At 60.3% G+C, this 18,236-nt stretch carries 14 protein-coding genes; 6 read left to right on the top strand and 8 right to left on the bottom strand.

The window, feature by feature from the left end; all coding sequences use genetic code 11:
* Nucleotides 1-10: 10 nt before the first annotated feature.
* From ACX80B_RS10800 to ACX80B_RS10785, 4 genes are all read right to left on the bottom strand, one after another.
* Nucleotides 11-439: an OsmC family peroxiredoxin gene (locus ACX80B_RS10800; protein WP_459295913.1), complete on the bottom strand. Its 429-nt coding sequence runs from the start codon at nt 437-439 to the stop codon at nt 11-13.
* Nucleotides 440-625: 186 nt separating this feature from the next.
* Nucleotides 626-2,533 (bottom strand): 2-oxoglutarate dehydrogenase, E2 component, dihydrolipoamide succinyltransferase, encoded by a 1,908-nt coding sequence (gene sucB / locus ACX80B_RS10795; RefSeq protein ID WP_459295911.1) that lies wholly within the window; start codon nt 2,531-2,533, stop codon nt 626-628.
* A 111-nt stretch (nt 2,534-2,644) separates the two neighbouring features.
* A complete protein-coding gene (gene lpdA, locus ACX80B_RS10790) occupies nt 2,645-4,024 on the bottom strand; it encodes a dihydrolipoyl dehydrogenase (RefSeq protein ID WP_459295909.1) in 1,380 nt (459 codons plus the stop codon).
* Nucleotides 4,025-4,197: 173 nt separating this feature from the next.
* Nucleotides 4,198-5,724, bottom strand: a complete 1,527-nt coding sequence (locus tag ACX80B_RS10785; RefSeq protein ID WP_459295907.1) for a leucyl aminopeptidase — start codon at nt 5,722-5,724, stop codon at nt 4,198-4,200.
* Between the two features lie 242 nt (nt 5,725-5,966).
* Between ACX80B_RS10785 and ACX80B_RS10780 the strand changes: the two genes are divergently transcribed.
* From ACX80B_RS10780 to ACX80B_RS10770, 3 genes are all read left to right on the top strand, one after another.
* Entirely contained in the window at nt 5,967-6,956 is a 990-nt protein-coding gene (locus ACX80B_RS10780) for a proteasome assembly chaperone family protein (RefSeq protein ID WP_459296130.1), read from the top strand.
* A 112-nt stretch (nt 6,957-7,068) separates the two neighbouring features.
* Complete coding sequence (locus ACX80B_RS10775; protein ID WP_459295905.1) at nt 7,069-8,322, top strand: DUF4192 domain-containing protein; 1,254 nt, start codon at nt 7,069-7,071, stop codon at nt 8,320-8,322.
* 267 nt (nt 8,323-8,589) lie between these two features.
* Nucleotides 8,590-9,912: an RNA polymerase sigma factor gene (locus ACX80B_RS10770; protein WP_459295903.1), complete on the top strand. Its 1,323-nt coding sequence runs from the start codon at nt 8,590-8,592 to the stop codon at nt 9,910-9,912.
* A 130-nt stretch (nt 9,913-10,042) separates the two neighbouring features.
* On the opposite strand, the gene ACX80B_RS10765 is transcribed toward ACX80B_RS10770, so the two are convergent.
* On the bottom strand, nt 10,043-10,267 hold the full coding sequence (locus ACX80B_RS10765) for a DUF7455 domain-containing protein (RefSeq protein WP_026535343.1): 225 nt from the start codon (nt 10,265-10,267) through the stop codon (nt 10,043-10,045).
* 252 nt (nt 10,268-10,519) lie between these two features.
* Between ACX80B_RS10765 and ACX80B_RS10760 the strand changes: the two genes are divergently transcribed.
* Nucleotides 10,520-12,628, top strand: a complete 2,109-nt coding sequence (locus ACX80B_RS10760; RefSeq protein ID WP_459295901.1) for a DNA gyrase/topoisomerase IV subunit B — start codon at nt 10,520-10,522, stop codon at nt 12,626-12,628.
* 56 nt (nt 12,629-12,684) lie between these two features.
* Here ACX80B_RS10760 and ACX80B_RS10755 read toward each other — a convergent pair whose 3' ends face one another.
* Nucleotides 12,685-13,710, bottom strand: coding sequence for a M56 family metallopeptidase (locus ACX80B_RS10755; RefSeq protein ID WP_459295900.1), 1,026 nt, complete (start codon nt 13,708-13,710; stop codon nt 12,685-12,687).
* A gap of 27 nt (nt 13,711-13,737) precedes the next feature.
* Nucleotides 13,738-14,109 (bottom strand): BlaI/MecI/CopY family transcriptional regulator, encoded by a 372-nt coding sequence (locus ACX80B_RS10750; protein WP_459295898.1) that lies wholly within the window; start codon nt 14,107-14,109, stop codon nt 13,738-13,740.
* 216 nt (nt 14,110-14,325) lie between these two features.
* Between ACX80B_RS10750 and ACX80B_RS10745 the strand changes: the two genes are divergently transcribed.
* Entirely contained in the window at nt 14,326-15,318 is a 993-nt protein-coding gene (locus tag ACX80B_RS10745) for a GNAT family N-acetyltransferase (protein ID WP_459295896.1), read from the top strand.
* Between the two features lie 79 nt (nt 15,319-15,397).
* Nucleotides 15,398-15,721, top strand: a complete 324-nt coding sequence (locus tag ACX80B_RS10740; protein ID WP_459295894.1) for a DMT family transporter — start codon at nt 15,398-15,400, stop codon at nt 15,719-15,721.
* Nucleotides 15,722-15,724: 3 nt separating this feature from the next.
* Here ACX80B_RS10740 and ACX80B_RS10735 read toward each other — a convergent pair whose 3' ends face one another.
* A complete protein-coding gene (locus ACX80B_RS10735; RefSeq protein ID WP_459295892.1) occupies nt 15,725-18,235 on the bottom strand; it encodes a DNA gyrase/topoisomerase IV subunit A in 2,511 nt (836 codons plus the stop codon).
* Nucleotide 18,236: the final 1 nt, after the last annotated feature.

Raw genomic sequence — 18,236 nt, 5'->3', positions numbered from 1 at the left:
AATGGAAGGACTATCCCTCCAGAGTGGCGTCCAGAGTGATCGTGGTTCCCTTCAATGCTGCAGAAACAGGGCAATCGGTCTTCGCCCCGTCGGCGATCCGCTGGAAGTCTTCATTGTTCAGACCGGGCACACTGGCCGACATCGTTAAGTGGATACCGGTGATGCCTTCGCCTGGCTGGAACGAAACGTCCGCTTTGGTTTCCACCCGCTCCGGGGTCTTGTCCTCTTCCTTGAGCGCGGCGCTGAAAGCCATTGAGAAACAGGCGGAATGCGCCGCGGCGATGAGTTCTTCCGGGCTGGTCTTCCCGTCTGCCTCCTCCGCACGAGCCTTCCACGTCACATCGTAAGTGCCGATGCCTGAAGTATCGAGGGACACCTGGCCGGAGCCGCTGGGAAGGTCACCGCTCCAAATAGTATGCGCTGTACGTGTTGTAGCCATCTGCACTCCTTGGTTTCGTCGGTCGCTAGCAGTGCAGCGGAGCCGGCACCGGTCAAACGGCGTCTGCGTCGCTGCTGCTCCCAGCCTATGTGCTCAGCAGACTTAGTTCCAAAGAGTGTCTGATTAAATGACTGTGGGCACCGCCATTCGGCAGTGCCCACAGTCATTCAGCTCGTACCTGCAGGATTAGAGCCCGAGGTCAGCTTCGAACGCGCCTTCTTCCAGGCGTGCCTTGAGGCTCTGGAGGAATCGTCCCGCATCCGCGCCGTCGACCAGCCTGTGGTCGTAGGTCAGCGACAAGTAGACCATTGACCGGATGGCGATCGTGTCGTCCCCGTCCGCATCCGTGACAACGACAGGACGTTTCACGATGACTCCCGTCCCGAGAATGCCAACCTGCGGCTGGTTGATGATCGGTGTGTCGAACAAGGCCCCAGCACTGCCGATGTTGGTAATCGTGAAGGTTCCGCCGGAGAGCTCGTTGGGCCCGATGGTGTTGTCGCGGGTGCGCGCACCAACGTCTGCGATCTTCTGCGCCAGGCCGGCCAAGTTGAGGTTTCCAGCATCATTGATTACCGGAACCAGCAACCCGCGGTCAGTATCGACCGCGATAGCAAGATGCTCCGCCGCGTGGTACTGGATTTCCTTGGCTTCCTCGTCGAATGACGCATTCAGCTTCGGGTGCTGCTTCAATGCCTCAGCTACTGCCTTGGCAAAGAAGGGCAGGTAGGTAAGCTTGGCGCCGTTTTGCTCTTGGAACGACTTCTTCGCGGCATTGCGCAGTTTCGAAATCTTGGTCATGTCCACCTCGATGACCTGAGTCAACTGTGCGGAGACGTCCAGTGATTCGCGCATCCGGCGGGCAATTGTCTGCCGGATCCGGGGAGCCTTTTCCACGGTGCCACGCAGTTTTGAACTTGCCTCGCTGACGGCGCCACCGCCGGACGGCTTCCCTGCCGCTGCCGGAGCCTCGGATTCAGCAGGGGCGGCCTCCGACTTCTTGGCATCCGCGGCGGCAATAACGTCCTGCTTCCGGATGCGGCCGCCAACACCGGTGCCTTTGACGGTGGAAAGGTCGATGTCGTTCTGGTTGGCCAGTTTGCGGACCAACGGCGTTACGTAGTTGAAGTCAGTTCCGGATTCGTCCGGGGATGGCTTGCTCTCCGGTGCGGATTCTTCAGCAGACTTCGACGACTCTTCCTTGGTGCGGTCGTCCTTTGCTTCCGCGGTTTTCTTCTCGTCGCTGGCCTTGTCGTCCTTGGGCGCTTCGTCACCGCCGGATTCTTCAGCCGACTCCTTGGGCTTTTCGACCGGCTTTTCACGCTCACTTGATTCGGCCGCTGCAGCAGGTTCTGCATCGTCGGCGGAAGCGGACGAAGGTGCGCCTTCACCTGAACCGATGACGGCCAGCACGGCACCAACCTCGACTGTCTCGTCTTCGGCGACCTTGATTTCCTGCAACGTTCCAGCCACAGGAGAAGGAATCTCCGTATCGACCTTGTCGGTGGAAACTTCGAGCAACGGCTCGTCGACCTCGACACTGTCGCCGACCTGCTTGAGCCAGCGGGTGACAGTACCCTCGGTTACGCTCTCGCCGAGAGCAGGGAGCGTAACGTCGGTTCCCTCGCCGCCGCCGGAGCCGCTGTCGCCGGACGATGCTTCGTCGCCGCCGGAAGCCTCTTTGCCGCCGTCGGAACCGGACTCATCCGCTGACATCGCCTCTTCCGGAATCTGAGCAGCCTCCGTGGCTTCCCCCTTGGTGGCTTCCTCGGCTTCTTCTTCCGCATGCTCTTCCGAGCCGGAATCCGATTCGGCTGATTCCGAAGACTCGTCTGAATCGCCCGATCCGCCGCCTTCGCCGTCGCCGATAGTAACCAGGGGAGCACCAACCTCAACGGTCTCATCCTCGGCCACGAGGATTTCCTCGATCACGCCGGCAACGGGAGAAGGGATCTCCGTGTCGACCTTGTCGGTGGACACTTCGAGCAGGGGCTCGTCGACCTCGACCCGGTCACCCACTTGCTTCAGCCATCGGGTCACCGTACCTTCGGTGACACTTTCACCTAGTGCGGGTAAGTTCACGGATTCAGACATGTCGTCCCCGTTTCTCCTTGTAGATCCAAGATTCTTTTGAGTTCCTAATTGCCAGCTTATTCCACCCGGTACGCCTCCGTAGTGGCATTACGGAGGCGTGTGCCGCAAGTCCTAGCCGTGCAGCGGCTTCCCGGCCAGAGCCAGATGCGCCTCGCCGAGGGCTTCGTTCTGCGTGGGGTGGGCGTGGATGAGCTGGGCAACTTCCTCGGGGAACGCCTCCCAGTTCACAATCAGCTGCGCCTCGCCAACCTGCTCGCCCATGCGGCTGCCGATCATGTGGACTCCGATGACGGGTCCATCCTTTTCCCGGACCAGTTTGATCAAACCGCCGGTACCGATGATCGAGCTCTTGCCATTGCCTGCCAGATTGTATTCCTGGACCTGGACTGAATCCTCGCCGAGCTTTTCCTTGGCTCCCTTTTCGGTCAATCCGACCGAGGCGATTTCCGGTTCACTATAGGTAACGCGGGGGATTCCGGACTCATCGATAACGGCCGGGTTCTCTCCGCCGATCTCCTCGGCGACGAAGATGCCCTGCTGGAAGCCGCGGTGTGCCAGCTGCAGCCCGGGCACGATGTCACCGACCGCGTAAATGTTTCCGACGCCGGTGTGTAAACGTTCGTTCGTGATGACGAATCCGCGGTCCATGGTGATCCCGGCTTCCTCGTAACCGAGTCCGTCGGTAACAGGGCCGCGTCCGACGGCGACGAGCAACAGGTCGGCGTCGAAAGTCTTGCCGTCCTCCAGCTTGACCTTGACCCCGTCGTCGTTCTGCTCCACGCCTTCAAACCGCACGCCGGTGGAGAAGTTGATGCCGCGCTTACGGAAGGAGCGCTCCAGGATCTTGATAATCGCGTCGTCTTCGTTGGGCACCAGCGAGGGCAGTGCTTCAACGATCGTGACGTCCACGCCGAACGACTTCCAGACGGAAGCGAATTCGCAGCCAATAACACCGCCGCCAAGCACCACGACGCTCTTGGGGACATAGTCCAGCTTCAGCGCCTGGTCAGAGGTGATAACGCGGTCCTTGATCTCCAGCCCGGGGAGGCTCTTGGAGTAGGAACCGGTGGCCAGGACGATGTTCTTACCCGTGTATTTCTTCCCATCGACCTCGATGGTGTCTTCACCCACGAGCTTTCCGGCGCCCTCGATGACCGTGACGCCTTTCTTCTTGAGCAGCCCCTGCAGGCCCTTGTACTTGCCGGCAACAATGCCGTCCTTGTACTTATTGACGCCGTCCATGTCGATGGAGTCGAACGTGGCCTTTACGCCGTACTTTTCGGCATCCCGGGCGCCGTCGGCGATTTCCGCGGTGTGGAGCAGTGCTTTGGTGGGGATGCAGCCATTGTGGAGGCAGGTGCCGCCCAGCTTCCCCTTCTCGATAAGTCCAACGGATTTCCCGAATTGCACTCCGCGCAGGGCGGCGGCATAGCCGCCACTTCCTCCACCGAGAACCAGGATGTCAAATTCTTGCGCAGCTGAATCGGCCACTTGGACGCTCCCTCGCGTAATCGATGACGTGCGCTGCACGCCGAATTGTGATTTTGGTGCTCTATCTCCGTGTTCACCTTAGCGCCCATCCGCGCCCGCGCTCCACTTACTACAGGTGGATCCGCGCCCGATGGGAGGCCGGTGTGTCCAGTGTCACGCCATTGGTGCTCTGGTTAGCTTGTACGGCTCAGAACGTCTTCGGCATAAGCGATCAACGTCCGCACACCAACACCGGTGCCCTCCTTCGGGGTGTAACCATATGGTGCAGTTTCGTTGAAAGCGGGGCCGGCGATGTCCAAGTGAGCCCAGGGGATCCGCTCCCCGTCTGCTTCACCGACGAATTCCTGCAGGAAGATCCCTGCGGTCAGCATTCCGCCGAATTTGTCGCCGATGTTCTTCAGATCCGCGACCTGGGAATCCAACGTCTGACGCAGTTCCTCGGGGAACGGCATCGGCCAGAATTGCTCGCCTGACCGGTCGGCAGCCTCTTTCACCGCCGCGCGCACGCCTTCGTCGCCCATGACTGCCGATACCCGCGAGCCCAAAGCCACCATCTGCGCACCGGTCAGCGTGGCCACATCCAGGATCACATCGGGCTTTTCTTCACTGGCCGCGGCGAGTCCGTCGGCCATTACCAACCGTCCCTCGGCATCAGTGTTGAGGACCTCGACAGTGCGGCCGCCATAGGTGGTAATAATGTCTGAGGGACGTTGAGCCGTGCCGGACGGCATGTTCTCTGCAAGACACAACCATGCCGTTGCTTTTACCGGAAGCCCCATCTCGGCTATGGCCAAAACGGAATTGAGTACGACGGCGGCTCCCGCCATATCGAGCTTCATCGTCATCATCCCGCCGGCCGGCTTGAGGGACAATCCGCCGGAGTCAAACGTGATCCCCTTGCCGACAAAAGCCAGATTCACCTTTGCCTTGGCGGGCGAGTATTCGACTTTGACCAGGCGGGGTGGACGGGAAGAGCCCTTCCCGACTCCGAGAATCCCGCCATAACCGTCCTTCTCCAGCTTCTTTTCGTCGATCACCGTTACCTTAACCGGCAGGTTGCGGGCGAGCTCCTTGGCCGACTGCGCGAAAGATTCGGGGTAGAGATCGCTCGGCGGCTGGTTAACCAAACTCCGGGTGGCATTGACCGTTTTGCCAATGACCAATGCACGATTGAGGGCATCCTTAAGCGGCTTTTCGTCCGCTGCCGCGGTAAGGATGGTGACTTCCTTGACGATTTCCGGCTGGGACTTCGCACTGGTGTTCCGGTACTCGTTATAGGAGTAGGCACCCAAGGCGCACCCTTCGGCAATGGCGGCCGCCAGCGGAACCGTTGAGGCAGGCAGTGCCAGAAGTACCGAGGACACACCCGCCAGTTGGCGTACTGCCGATCCGGCCGCCCGGCGCAGTGACTCGTCGTCGACGGCGCCACCTGGCCCTGTTTTGCCGACCCCCGCCAGCACAAGCAGATCCGCATTCAGCTCGGGCAGACCGGGCAGGCGCCGGACTTCATCGAGAGCGCCGGTGAGACCGAGTAAACCAAGAGTTTCGCTGAGTGCCGTTGCCGCCTTGGGGGAGAGCGGGTTCTCCAGGAGGAAGGGCCCTTCCGTGCCCTCACCCACACCGATAACAATTGCATCGCACTGCACCTTTTTGGCGTCCTTTGCGATGGCGTGGAGTTTGAGTTCGCTGGCTTTGATCACGGAGACTTTTCCTCACTTCTATGTGCTCGATGCTGGTTGCCTCTTAGGAGACACCTTACAAACCTGGACCGGCGATTGCCCGATGATGCGCCGGGCAGCGGTTCTATTGATCGTAGTCTTTCCGTTGCAGCTCTGCTGTACGTTTATTGTGACCGTAGTCAAGGTTGTGGATAGTCCCAGCTGCGGAATTGATTGGGGTGTCCCGGACGTTCTATTGGTGAACGCATACGACCCAGCGATGGCTGGCCAAAGAGATGGAGGAAACCATGCTTGATCCGTTGACCCTCTTTAGCACCAACGCAGAGGTAATGGGCACCGGGGACCTCAAGGGTCTGAACATGCTGATGGGATTCACCGGCTACGCCGAAGCGGGTCAGGTCACGTCGCAGATCAGCGAAGAGCTGCTGAACCATCTGGACAACGAGCTAATTGCCTCATTCGATGCCGACCAGCTGATCGACTATCGATCCCGACGCCCCCACATCACCTTTGTTGAAGACCACTTTTCCGAGTATCAGCCACCGCGGCTTGATCTCTACCGGCTGTACGACGGACTGCAACAGCCATTCCTGTTACTGACCGGATTCGAGCCGGACCTGCAGTGGGAACGGTTCGCCAGTGCCGTGGTCGCCCTCACCCGCAAGCTCGACGTGAATCTCGTAACCTGGGTCCATTCAATGCCCATGCCGGTTCCGCATACTAGGCCGCTGGGCGTCACCGCCCACGGAAACCGGCCGGACCTGATCGAGGGCATCACATCCTGGAAGCCGACGGCAGAGCTATCAGCTTCAATTGGCCATCTGCTCGAGCTCAGGCTGGCGGAGGCGGGAATCAGCGTTGTGGGATACGTGGTTCACGTTCCGCACTATTTGGCTGAGGCGACCTATCCTCCCGCCGCCGTCGGTGCCATGGAGTACCTCGGAGCGGCCGCAGGACTGATGCTCCCCGCTGACCGGTTGCGGGAAGCAGGCCGGACCGTCGAACGACAGATTTCAGAACAAGTGGCCGGTTCCAGCGAAGTCCAGAGTGTGGTCTCGAATCTGGAGAAGCGCTACGACGAGTACACCGGCGGATTGGAACGCCGCTCGCTGCTGACCAAGAATAACGATGAGCTTCCTGACGCCGAAGAGCTCGGTGCGGCGGTCGAAGCCTATCTTGCCACCCGGGATGGTAATGACGGGGAGAACCCGGGCAGCAGCGAAGAACCGGACGACGGCGGCGACCCCGCCTAAGCTGAAGCGCCGGCACCCACTCGTCCTCCCCAACGCGCCGTCTGCAGGAAGTTGCGCACAAAGCGGCCGGCGCGCCTTTTCGCCGCTTCCGGGCCGGTCAAGACTTGGCGGTATGACTAATGAAAAGCCGTACAGAATCCGAACCTCCGCCGATATCCTGAGCTATATCCCGCACGCCCTTGGTTTTTGGCCACGGGAGAGCGCTGTCTTCATCACGATGAGGGGAGGACGTGTAGGCGCGACATTGCGGGTGGATCTTCCGGACGATCCCACTCCTAATGAGGCGGGCGATTTCGCCGAGCAGATCAGGGACTACCTCGGCGGCGATACAACGCGGGATTCAACGATCGTCGCCTTGTACACCGATGCTCCTTGGGGCGACCAGTCGGCACGGCCGCACAGCAGAATCATGGATGCCCTGGAAGCATGTCTTGCCTTTGCCGGGATCCCAATCCGGGATGCCTGGTGGATTTCGGGTTCAGTTTGGCGGGACTACTTCTGCGACGACATCAAATGTTGCCCGTGGCCCGGACGGCCGATCGATGACATCACTTCAAGCGAGCTCAACGCCGAGCTTGTTTTCCGCGGCAGCCATTACGGACGCAGTATTGAAGAAGCAACCGGCATCGGCCCTGAACTGCAGGTCAATACAGACCGGGCGATTGAAGAAGCCATACGGGAGAATGTTCACCGCGTCGGCACCTCATGGCTGCAGGAAGATCAATTCGCCGCAACGATGGGCGCTTGGCAAACGGCTGTGGACACCTCTGACGACGGTTCCCGGCGCGCCGGCAGATTGCCCTCGGGGATCCTGGACGAAGACTCGGCAGGCTTTCTGCTCGCCAGTCTCACATGCAAAACCGTTCGCGACTGTCTGTTGGTGCAAATCAGCGTCGGTCCGGAAACCGCTCTAAAGGGAGCACTTTCCGGCGGTTTATTGTCGGAACAATCCGGCGCGTTGGTGGTTCCGGACGTACTGAAGCTGAACCACGCACCCGGGCGAAGGACCGACGAAGATCCCGACGGGGCAGCGGAGGCGCTCGCCGTATTCCAGACCGTACTGGTGGGCGGGCATGACGGTCCACCTGACTGGAGGACGATAAACCGCGCGGCGGATGTCTTCAAGATGCTGCTGCAATTCAGCTCCGGTCCATCGTCAACGGCCCTGCTGACCATGCTGTCGTGGATTGAGTGGACCAAGGGACGGGGTTCGCATGCCCAAAGCTACTTGGATAAGTGCCTCGAGCTGGATCCCAAGTACAAGCTGGCGGTGCTTTTAGAGCAGCTGTTTGCCACTGGCCGCCTGCCGCGGTGGGCCACCAGAGCGGATACTGCATGGAGCAGCATCGGCGCTGAAGCAGCATAAAAGGGTCCGGGGCAGCCCTCTGCCAGCCGCCCCAAAGAGTGTACCGAGGCCATGGAATCGTGAGACAATACAAAGGAGACCCGGTTGGGTCCGTGCTTCGAGTAGTCGAATGGACGCCGAATCCGGGGAACATTAGGCCCGGGCTGATAGTTTCACATGGTGGATCTACCAGCGGCGTTACGCCTCGAAATCAATCACGGACTTGACAGGGTCATAGTGGTGTTACCCCTTTGGTGATGCCACAGACCGCTGTATGAAAGGTTTTCTGTGTCACCGGCTTCTAAGAAGACAACCGCTACGTCCGCCAAAGAGGGCACGACGGGCGTAAAGCCCAACTCCGCGGCGAAGGGCGCAAACGGCTCCCCGGAAGAGGGAACCGAGCTGACCAGCGTCAGGAAAAGCATGTCCGGTAACGCCGGTGCGAAATCAAAGACAGGGTCCAAGGCGGATACGGTTAAGGCTCCGGCGAAACCGGCAGGCAAAGGCGGAACGCGGAAGAAGGACGTCGTCGACGAGATAGTCGAAGAGGCCACGCCTGCGGCCGATGCCGACGTGGAGGACTTGCCGGAAGGTGCCGCGGAAGCAGCGGCTGCCGAAGAGGAGGCTCCCACCGGATCCGGCTTTGTCTACTCAGACGCCGACGATGACGATGCCCCGGCCCAGCAAGTCATTTCCGCCGGAGCTACAGCCGATCCCGTAAAGGACTACCTGAAGCAGATCGGCAAAGTCGCCCTTCTGAATGCCGAGCAGGAAGTGGACCTGGCGCTTCGAATCGAAGCGGGCCTCTTCGCCGAACATAAGCTTGGCGGAGAGAAGGACCTGCCGGAAAAGCTGAAGCGGGAGCTGAAATGGGTTATCCATGACGGCAAGCGGGCGAAGAACCATCTTCTCGAAGCAAACCTTCGCCTCGTTGTATCTCTGGCCAAGCGTTACACTGGCCGCGGCATGCTGTTCCTTGATCTGATCCAGGAAGGCAACCTCGGCTTGATTCGTGCCGTCGAGAAATTCGACTACACCAAGGGCTTCAAGTTCTCGACCTACGCGACATGGTGGATCCGTCAGGCGATTACGCGTGCCATGGCCGACCAGGCACGTACCATCCGCATCCCGGTGCACATGGTGGAGGTCATCAACAAACTGGCACGCGTCCAGCGCCAGATGCTGCAGGACCTCGGCCGCGAACCAACTCCTGAAGAATTGGCGCTCGAACTGGATATGACCCCCGAGAAGGTCGTCGAGGTCCAGAAGTATGGCCGGGAGCCGATTTCACTGCATACGCCGCTTGGCGAAGACGGTGACTCCGAATTCGGTGATCTGATCGAGGATTCCGAGGCGGTAGTACCGGCTGACGCCGTGAGCTTTACACTCTTGCAGGAGCAGTTGCACTCCGTCCTGGACACCCTGTCCGAGCGGGAAGCCGGAGTCGTGGCTATGCGGTTCGGGCTTACAGACGGACAGCCCAAAACGCTTGACGAGATCGGAAAAGTCTACGGAGTGACGCGCGAGCGCATAAGGCAGATAGAATCCAAGACCATGTCGAAACTTCGGCACCCTTCGCGGTCTCAGGTGCTGCGCGACTACCTGGATTAAAACCAACCGGCTTCCGCAAATGCGGACCGGCGCAGAGCACGACGAAGGGGCCCTCCAACAGGAAGGCCCCTTCGCTTTTAAGTTTTAGACGCCGTGAGGTGCAATGAACCGGCGGGCGGTTCGTTACAGATCAGCCCTCGCTGGCGGTGCCGGCCTTTTCGTGCAGTCGGCTTGTCTCATCCTGCCACTCTGATGCGAGGGACTTCAGCTTCGGCTCATGTTCACGGGCATGATGTGCACAGAACAGGAGCTCACCACCGGAGGATTCAAGCACGACACGTACATAGGCCTGCGCTCCGCAACGGTCGCAGCGGTCTAGCGCGTTTAGTTCGCGGCTGGCTACAGCTGTCGTCATGACGACCTCCTTAGTAGTTCGTACACTCTATACAACCATTATTCGGTCCAATTTCTTCGCAGGATTGGCCGCTTTCGCTATCCGCGTACGGATGTTGCAGAAGCTATCGCCCCGTTCCGAACCCGGAGGTGGTCCGACTCGCCCCGGGAGGCGGTGTCATCAGGCGTGGGAAAAGGTCGATAGCCTAGTAAGGGTCCAGATTATCCGCCGGTAGTTCCCGGCAGTTCGAAGCCGAGGAGTAAGACCACAGTGGTGCCTACGAAATCCGAGTACACAGCACGGCATCTTTCTGTTCTGGAAGGGCTGGAGGCGGTCCGGAAGCGCCCAGGCATGTATATCGGATCAACTGATTCCCGGGGCCTGATGCACTGCCTGTGGGAAATCATCGATAATTCCGTGGATGAGGCGCTGGCTGGATATGGCCAAAGCATCACAGTAATCATGCATCCGGACGATTCCGTCGAGATCCATGACGATGGCCGGGGTATTCCCGTGGATATCGAGCCCAAGACAGGTTTGTCAGGTGTGGAAGTGGTATTCACGAAGCTCCACGCGGGTGGCAAATTCGGTGGGGGTTCCTATACGGCCTCCGGTGGATTGCATGGCGTCGGCGCCAGCGTGGTCAACGCTCTATCATCGCGGCTGGACGTGCAGGTGGACCGTGGCGGCAAGACATACCAGATGTCCTTCCGCCGTGGTGAACCGGGACATTTCAGGGACAAGGGTAAAACGCTAACTCCGACGGCGCCGTTTGAGCCGTTCACCACCGGGTCGACGCTGGACAAGAGCGGGACCACGAAGCGGGGCGTGAGCGGCACACGGGTGAGGTATTGGGCCGATCCGCAAATCTTCACCCGGGACGCTAAATTTTCCTACGAAGAGCTCCAGGCCCGTGCCCGGCAGACGTCTTTCCTGATCCCGGGGCTCAAAATCACTCTCCGGGACGAACGGGGATTGCCCGGCACCCCTGGGGAGAACGGTCCCATCGAAGAAATATTCGTCCACGACGGCGGAATTTCCGAGTTCGCGGATTATCTGGCCGCCGACAGCCCCGTCACCGATATCTGGAGACTGCACGGTGCTGGGAAGTTTTCCGAATCGGTGCCAGTGCTTGACGATAAAGGACACAGCCACATTACCGAGGTCGAACGTGACTGCGAGGTGGATATCGCTCTGCGTTGGGGGATCGGTTACGACACGACCGTGCGCAGCTTCGTGAACATTATTGCCACTCCCAAGGGAGGAACGCATCTCAGCGGCTTCGAACAGGCGCTGCTGAAGTCTTTCCGAAAGGCGATAGAGGCGAACTCCCGCAAGCTGAAGGCGGGCAACGACAAAATCGACAAGGACGATGTCTTTGCCGGTCTTACTGCTGTTCTGACTGTGCGGCTGGCCGAGCCGCAATTCGAGGGACAGACGAAGGAAATTCTCGGCACGCCGGCGGTGCGCCAGATCGTCGCAAGGGTGGTCGAGAAGGAGATCCTGGCAAAGCTGAACTCCAAAACACGCGCCGACAAGCAGCAAAGCGCGGTGTTATTGGAGAAAGTCGTATCGGAGATGAAATCACGGATCTCCGCGCGGGTACATAAGGAAACGCAGCGCCGCAAGAATGCCCTGGAAACGTCGGCAATGCCGGCCAAACTCGCGGATTGCCGGATCGACGACGTGGACCGATCCGAACTTTTCATCGTTGAGGGGGACAGCGCTCTCGGAACAGCAAGATTGGCCCGGTCGTCCGACTATCAGGCCCTGCTGCCGATCAGAGGCAAGATTCTCAATGTCCAAAAAGCTTCGGTGGGGGACATGCTCTCCAACACCGAGTGTGCGGCGTTGATCCAGGTCGTCGGTGCCGGCTCCGGGCGGAGTTTCCAGATTGAGGCAGCGCGTTATGGCAAAGTCATCCTCATGACCGACGCCGATGTGGACGGGGCGCATATCCGAACGTTGCTGCTGACGTTGTTCTTCCGCTATATGCGTCCTCTCGTTGAGGCAGGGAGAGTTTTCGCTGCGGTACCGCCCCTGCACCGGGTTGAGGTGATCCATTCCGGTTCGAAACCGAATGAGATGATCTACACCTATTCCGAGAATGAGTTGAATGTCCTGCTGGGGCGGCTTGAGAAGGACGGAAAGCGGTACAAAGAACCAATCCAGCGCTACAAAGGTCTCGGTGAGATGGACGCCGATCAACTGGCGGAAACGACGATGGACCCGCGGCACCGGACGCTCCGCCGGGTGGGAGTGGAAGACGCGCAGGCAGCCGAGAGGGCCTTCGACCTGCTGATGGGCAGCGACGTGGCTCCCCGCAAGGAATTCATTATCGCCGGCGCCGCTGTCCTGGACCGTGAACGGATCGACGCGTAAGCGGACAGGCCGCGGACCCCGGACAGCTCAACAGCAACCGGAGCGGAAGCAACCGGTCACAGCCCCAACAGTCCCGGAACAATCAGCAATACTGTCGGCGCCGCGAGCAACGCGGCGGACACACCCACTATTACTGACTGCCCGGATTGCGGCAGGGCGGGGCGGGGCGTGATCAGACGGCTGATCCGGTGCGAGGTCGTCACGGCATCCATACCGGACTCCATCGGACTTCCGGGCGTGCCGGGAGGACTGCCGCCGGTGTTGTAATGTCCGTTGGCAGAAGATGATCCGGCCAAGTCGCTGTCGTCGTCATCCGTGCTCTCAGATGGACCGGTTCCGGAGGCGACGATGGCGATCGCTTTAATCAACGACGCCGTGTCGACCGATTTCAGTGCCTCATCATCGGCCAGCATCTCGATCAGTTCATTCACGGAGCGCTGGGCCAGTTGAGACGTGGGCAGCCATGGCAAGGCGGAACGCCAGGCCGCGAACGCCCACAGCAGGAGATGGTGGCGCTGGGTCAAGTGGGTCTGCTCATGGATGAGCACGGCTTCGAGCTCATCCGGTTCAAGTAGATTGACCAGACCGTCGGATAAAACCGTCACCGACCTTGCTCCTCCCGGCAGGCAGTATGCCACGGGGGCGGGATGGTTAATCACGACAGTCGAGGCAGACTCCGGGGAAGGTGAACTGAGGATACGCAGTAAATCCCGGTGCCGCCGTCGCTGGCGTTGAATCCGGATGTACGTCAGCAGCAGCGTGAAGACAAGATGCAGGCCCAACAGGAAGGCTGCACTGAGCGCAAAGACGTGCCAGAAGCCCAACGCCTCCGTGGACCGGCTCCCTAATACGATCTCCGCCAGGACGCCCATGCCTTCCAGCAGGTTGTCTCCAAGCGGATCGAGCCCCCATACCAGCATGGCGCCGATCATTGAGAGCCCACCGGCCAGCGCGATTGCCTGCCACAGGATCATCGCGGTAAAGGGGGATCGTGCCGGCCATTGCGCCTTCGAAAGGATGATCGGAGCCGGCCAGGCCAGGATGATGGCGAGAACGGCCAGCGCGTACGATGCCCAGATCATGCGATACCGTCCGGCGCCCCGCGGCGCCTAGCTGTGTCCGAGCAGTTTACGCAGGGTCGCCGCCTCGCCATCGCTGACGGATCCGAGGAACCGGGCCAACACTGCCTCGCGGTTGGGCGCAGATCCAAGAACCTCATGCATCAGGTCCGCCGTATGCTCTTCCCTGCTGGTGACTGCCTGATAGCGGTGCGGCCGCGTGTCGCGGGCGCGTTCCACCAGACCTTTTTTCTCCAGCCGGGAGAGAACAGTCAGGACCGTGGTCACCGCCAGTTCCTTGCTGGCCTGTTCCCCATGCGTTCTCCGGGCGAGCATGTCGCGGAGTGCATTGGCTGTCACCGCTTCGGGGTTCTCCCACAGAAGATCCATCACTGTGCGTTCGAGCTCGCCGAGAGTGGCCATCCGGATTCCTTGTCTGCCTGTAACGCCATTGCAGGTGGCGTCGTAGTCCTGTATTCCAAAGTTCACTATGAACTTGTACCTGTCATTAATTTACCCGGTTTTCGGTCAAGGTTCTACATTGCGTAGAACCTTTGCGCGCCGCACGGTCCGCCGTAGGCTCCCGGCATCAATTCGAAGGAGGTAAATTTCAAAGCGGTGGGCCGATAGTCTTGGAATATGACAGCCAGCATCCCCGCCCCGTTGCCCGATTCTTCGACCGGTTTGACGTGGCGCAGCATCACGCCGGAGGACGTCGATTCCTGGTTGGAATTGATTGAGCGAATGGCTGAGGCGGACAAGCCAATCTGGTTTGAGCGGCGGCAGGACCTGGAGGAGGTCTTCAACTCCTCAAGAAATGATCCGGCACTGAACAGTCTCTTCGGCATCGATGAAGCGGGAATTCCACGCGCTTTCGGCAGGGTGACCAGCAATGACGGATCGCTCAAGGTCTACTCCTGGGGCGGCGTCGATCCCCAATGGCGCCGGAGGGGCATCGGCACGGTTGTTTACCGTTGGCAGGAGGCGCGGGCCAGGCAGCGGTTCGTGGAGGCCGGTGCCGCGCCGGGAGTACTGCGTACCTACGCGGAAGAAAACAACCGGGGTCACATTGCCTTGATGGAATCCATGGGTACCAAGGTCGTGCGCTACTGGACCGAAATGACCAAACCGCTCAGTGAGCCGATCCCCGAGGCAGGTCTGGACAGCGGGTTGGAGTTCGTGACCTTCAATCCGGAAATTTCCGACAGTATCCGCCAGGCCCACAATGAAGCGTTCCAGGATCACTGGGGGAGCGAACCCCGTGACGAGGAAAGTTGGCGGTTTACCGTTAGCCATCCGGATTTCAAACCCGAATGGAGTATGGCCGTGATCGACGGGGCCAGCGGCGAAGTGGCCGGATACCACATTGCCAGCATGGACCCGAACTCGGTCAAGATCCATGGGTACAGCGAGGGGTATACGGAGCTGCTGGGAGTGCGCAGTGGCTGGCGCGGACGCGGGATAGCCCCGGCGATCCTGGTTGAGGCCATGCGCCGGTTTAAGGCCGGTGGAGTGGATAATGCAGGGCTGCAGGTCGATACCGAGAACCCGTCAGGCGCCCTCGGCTTGTATGAACGGCTCGGTTACACTCCCACCCACCGGACGCTGACTTTCGACCACGCTTTGGAGTAAAGAGTGCGGGGACGCCTATTAGTGTCCCGTATCAACCGCAGACGCATCGGCGAGTACGGCGTGACTAAAGGAGTCGACAATGCCATACGTATTTCTCGCCCTGGCCATCGTTTTTGAAGTAGCCGGGACCTCTCTGCTGAAGCTCTCGGATGGATTCACCCGGTTGTGGCCCTCGGTGGGTGTGGCGGTCGGTTACGGCCTGGCGTTCTGGATGCTGTCGTTGACCCTCCGTACGGTACCGGTGGGAGTTGCCTACGCCATCTGGGCCGGTTTGGGGACTGCTTTGATAGCCGTCATCGGCGCCTTCTTTTTCGGCGAGCAGTTGGGCATGGTCAAAGTCATTGGCATAGCCCTGATCGTGGCAGGAGTCGTGGCGCTCAATTTTGATAGTGGAGCACCCTGACTCCTACCCGCCGCCCGGCGCCGCCTCTGTCGCGGTTGGCCAGCTTTGCGACGGACCCAACAGTTCGACAGTTTGTGAGAGCGGTACACCCGAGCCGTCCCGGCGGCCATATTCGTTCGGCAACGCCCTGGAAACACCGTTTGAGGAAGAAGCCTTCGCCGGACCATGGCCGGCCCAGGCGACGGTCAGCGCGTCCTCGCCTTTAAGGAAGCGGTGGGCCCGCACCCCTGCAGTGGCCCGTCCCTTCGCCGGGAATTCGGAGAATTCCGTGACCTTCGCCGAGCCGGCTGACATGCCGGGCAGTACGGATGAGGCAGTTGCAATGGTGACGACGACGGCGGAAGGGTCCTCTGCCTTGACCCCGCCAAAAAAGAGCACCGTGTCTTCAGCGGCGACCTTTATCCCGGCCATACCGCCCGCAGTGCGGCCCTGCGGCCTGACCAGGCTGGAAGCGAAAGTGAGTAACTGAGCCTGTGCCGTAATGAACACGAGCTGGTCGTTTTCGCCCACGGCTGCCGCGCCCACAATCCTGTCTTTCGGCTTGAGCGCAATGACGTCCCAGTCGTCACGATTGAGCGGATATTCAGGGTTGACGCGTTTGACCACGCCCTGCTCCGTGCCCAGGGCGATGACCTGGTCCAATGGCACCAGCGACACCAGGGATTCGCCCTTGAGCAGAGTGATGAATTCGTTGGAGGGCACGCCGCCGGTGAGATTGGGCAGTCCGGACGTTGCCGGCAGGACCGGCATATCCATCACCTGCACACGCACCATCCGGCCCAGAGACGTGATTGCGGCAATTTCGGCCCGGGCCGTAGTGCCAATCACCGCTTTGAATACATCGTGCTTCGTCCGGGGCCCCGATTCGGCCAAAGGATTCCGGTCCGATGTCCGCGCCAGCTGCCCGGAAGTGGATAGGACAACCCAGCATGGATCGTCTGCGATTTCCAGCGCCATAACCGGCTTGGCGCTCTTGCTTCCGATTGCCGGTGCGGACGCCATGGCCGGTGCTGCGGCCTCTGCCTCCAGCAGGACGGTACGGCGCTCCGTCGCATACTTAGCGGCTACTTCTGCCAGTTCGTTGGAGACCAGATCCCTCAGCAGCTCCTCGGAGTTGAGGATCCTCTCCAGCGCCTCAATATCGCGCCGCAGCTCGTCCTGCTCCTTCTCAAGTTCAATGCGCGAGTATTTCGTCAGTTGACGCAACCGGAGTTCAAGAATGTGGTTTACCTGGATCTCGGTCAGGTCATAGATCGCCATCAGCCGCTCACGTGCGGCGGCGGCCTCATCGGAGGAGCGGATGATCTGGATAACTTCATCGATGTCGACAATGGCTATTAACAGACCTTCGACCAGGTGCAGGCGGTCCTTCTTTTTCGCCAGTCGGAAGGCGGTGCGCCGGCGGACAACACTGATCCGGTGGTCGATGTACACCTGCAGCAGTTCGACGAGCCCCAAGGTGCGTGGCTGCCCGTCGACGAGGCTGACATTGTTGATGCCGAAGGAGTCTTCCATCGGCGAATACCGGTATAACTGCTGCAACACGGCGGTCGGATTGAACCCGTTTTTCAGTTCGATCACGAGCCGCAGCCCGTACGTACGGTCCGTAAGATCGACGACGTCGGAAATTCCCTGGAGTTTTTTGGAGGTGACGGCGTCCTTGATCTTCTCGATCACTTTTTCCGGCCCGACGCCGTAGGGCAGCTCCGTGACGACCAAACCTGTCCGGCGGGCGTTGAGCTGCTCGACCTCCACCTTGGCGCGCATCTTGAAGGACCCGCGGCCGGACGCATAGGCGTCGCGGATGCCGCTCAGCCCGACGATTTTGCCACCACCGGGAAGATCCGGACCCGGTACGAATTCCATCAGATCGTCCAAGGTGGCTTCAGGGTTGGCAATCAGGTGCCTGGCCGCGGCGATGACTTCCCCGAGATTGTGGGGAGCCATATTGGTGGCCATGCCGACGGCGATACCCGAGGAGCCGTTGACCAGCAGGTTCGGATAGGCCGCAGGCAGGACCTCCGGCTGGGTGAGCTGGTTGTCGTAGTTCGGAACAAAGTCGACGACGTCTTCACCCAAATGGTCCGTCAGCGCCAGAGCAGCGGCAGTGAGGCGCGCCTCGGTATAGCGGGGCGCCGCGGGACCGTCGTCGAGCGAGCCGAAGTTCCCGTGTCCATCGATCAACGGCAGCCGCATCGAGAAGGGTTGCGCCATCCGGACCATCGCGTCGTAGATGGCGGCGTCGCCGTGGGGGTGGAGCTTTCCCATCACCTCCCCGACGACCCTGGCCGACTTCACGTGTCCGCGGTCCGGGCGCAGGCCCATGTCCGTCATCATGTACAGGATTCGCCGATGCACCGGCTTGAGGCCGTCACGGGCATCGGGGAGAGCGCGTGAATATATGACGGAATATGCGTACTCGAGGAACGAGCCCTCCATTTCGGAGGTGACGTCGATATCGACGATATTTTCCGTAAAATCCTGGGGCGGTGCAGTCGCTCGGCGCCGGGCCATA

It is taken from the genome of Arthrobacter monumenti (assembly GCF_054511255.1).
Note: the sequence above shows the minus strand (reverse complement) of the source record. Positions and strands in the feature narration are given on the sequence as shown.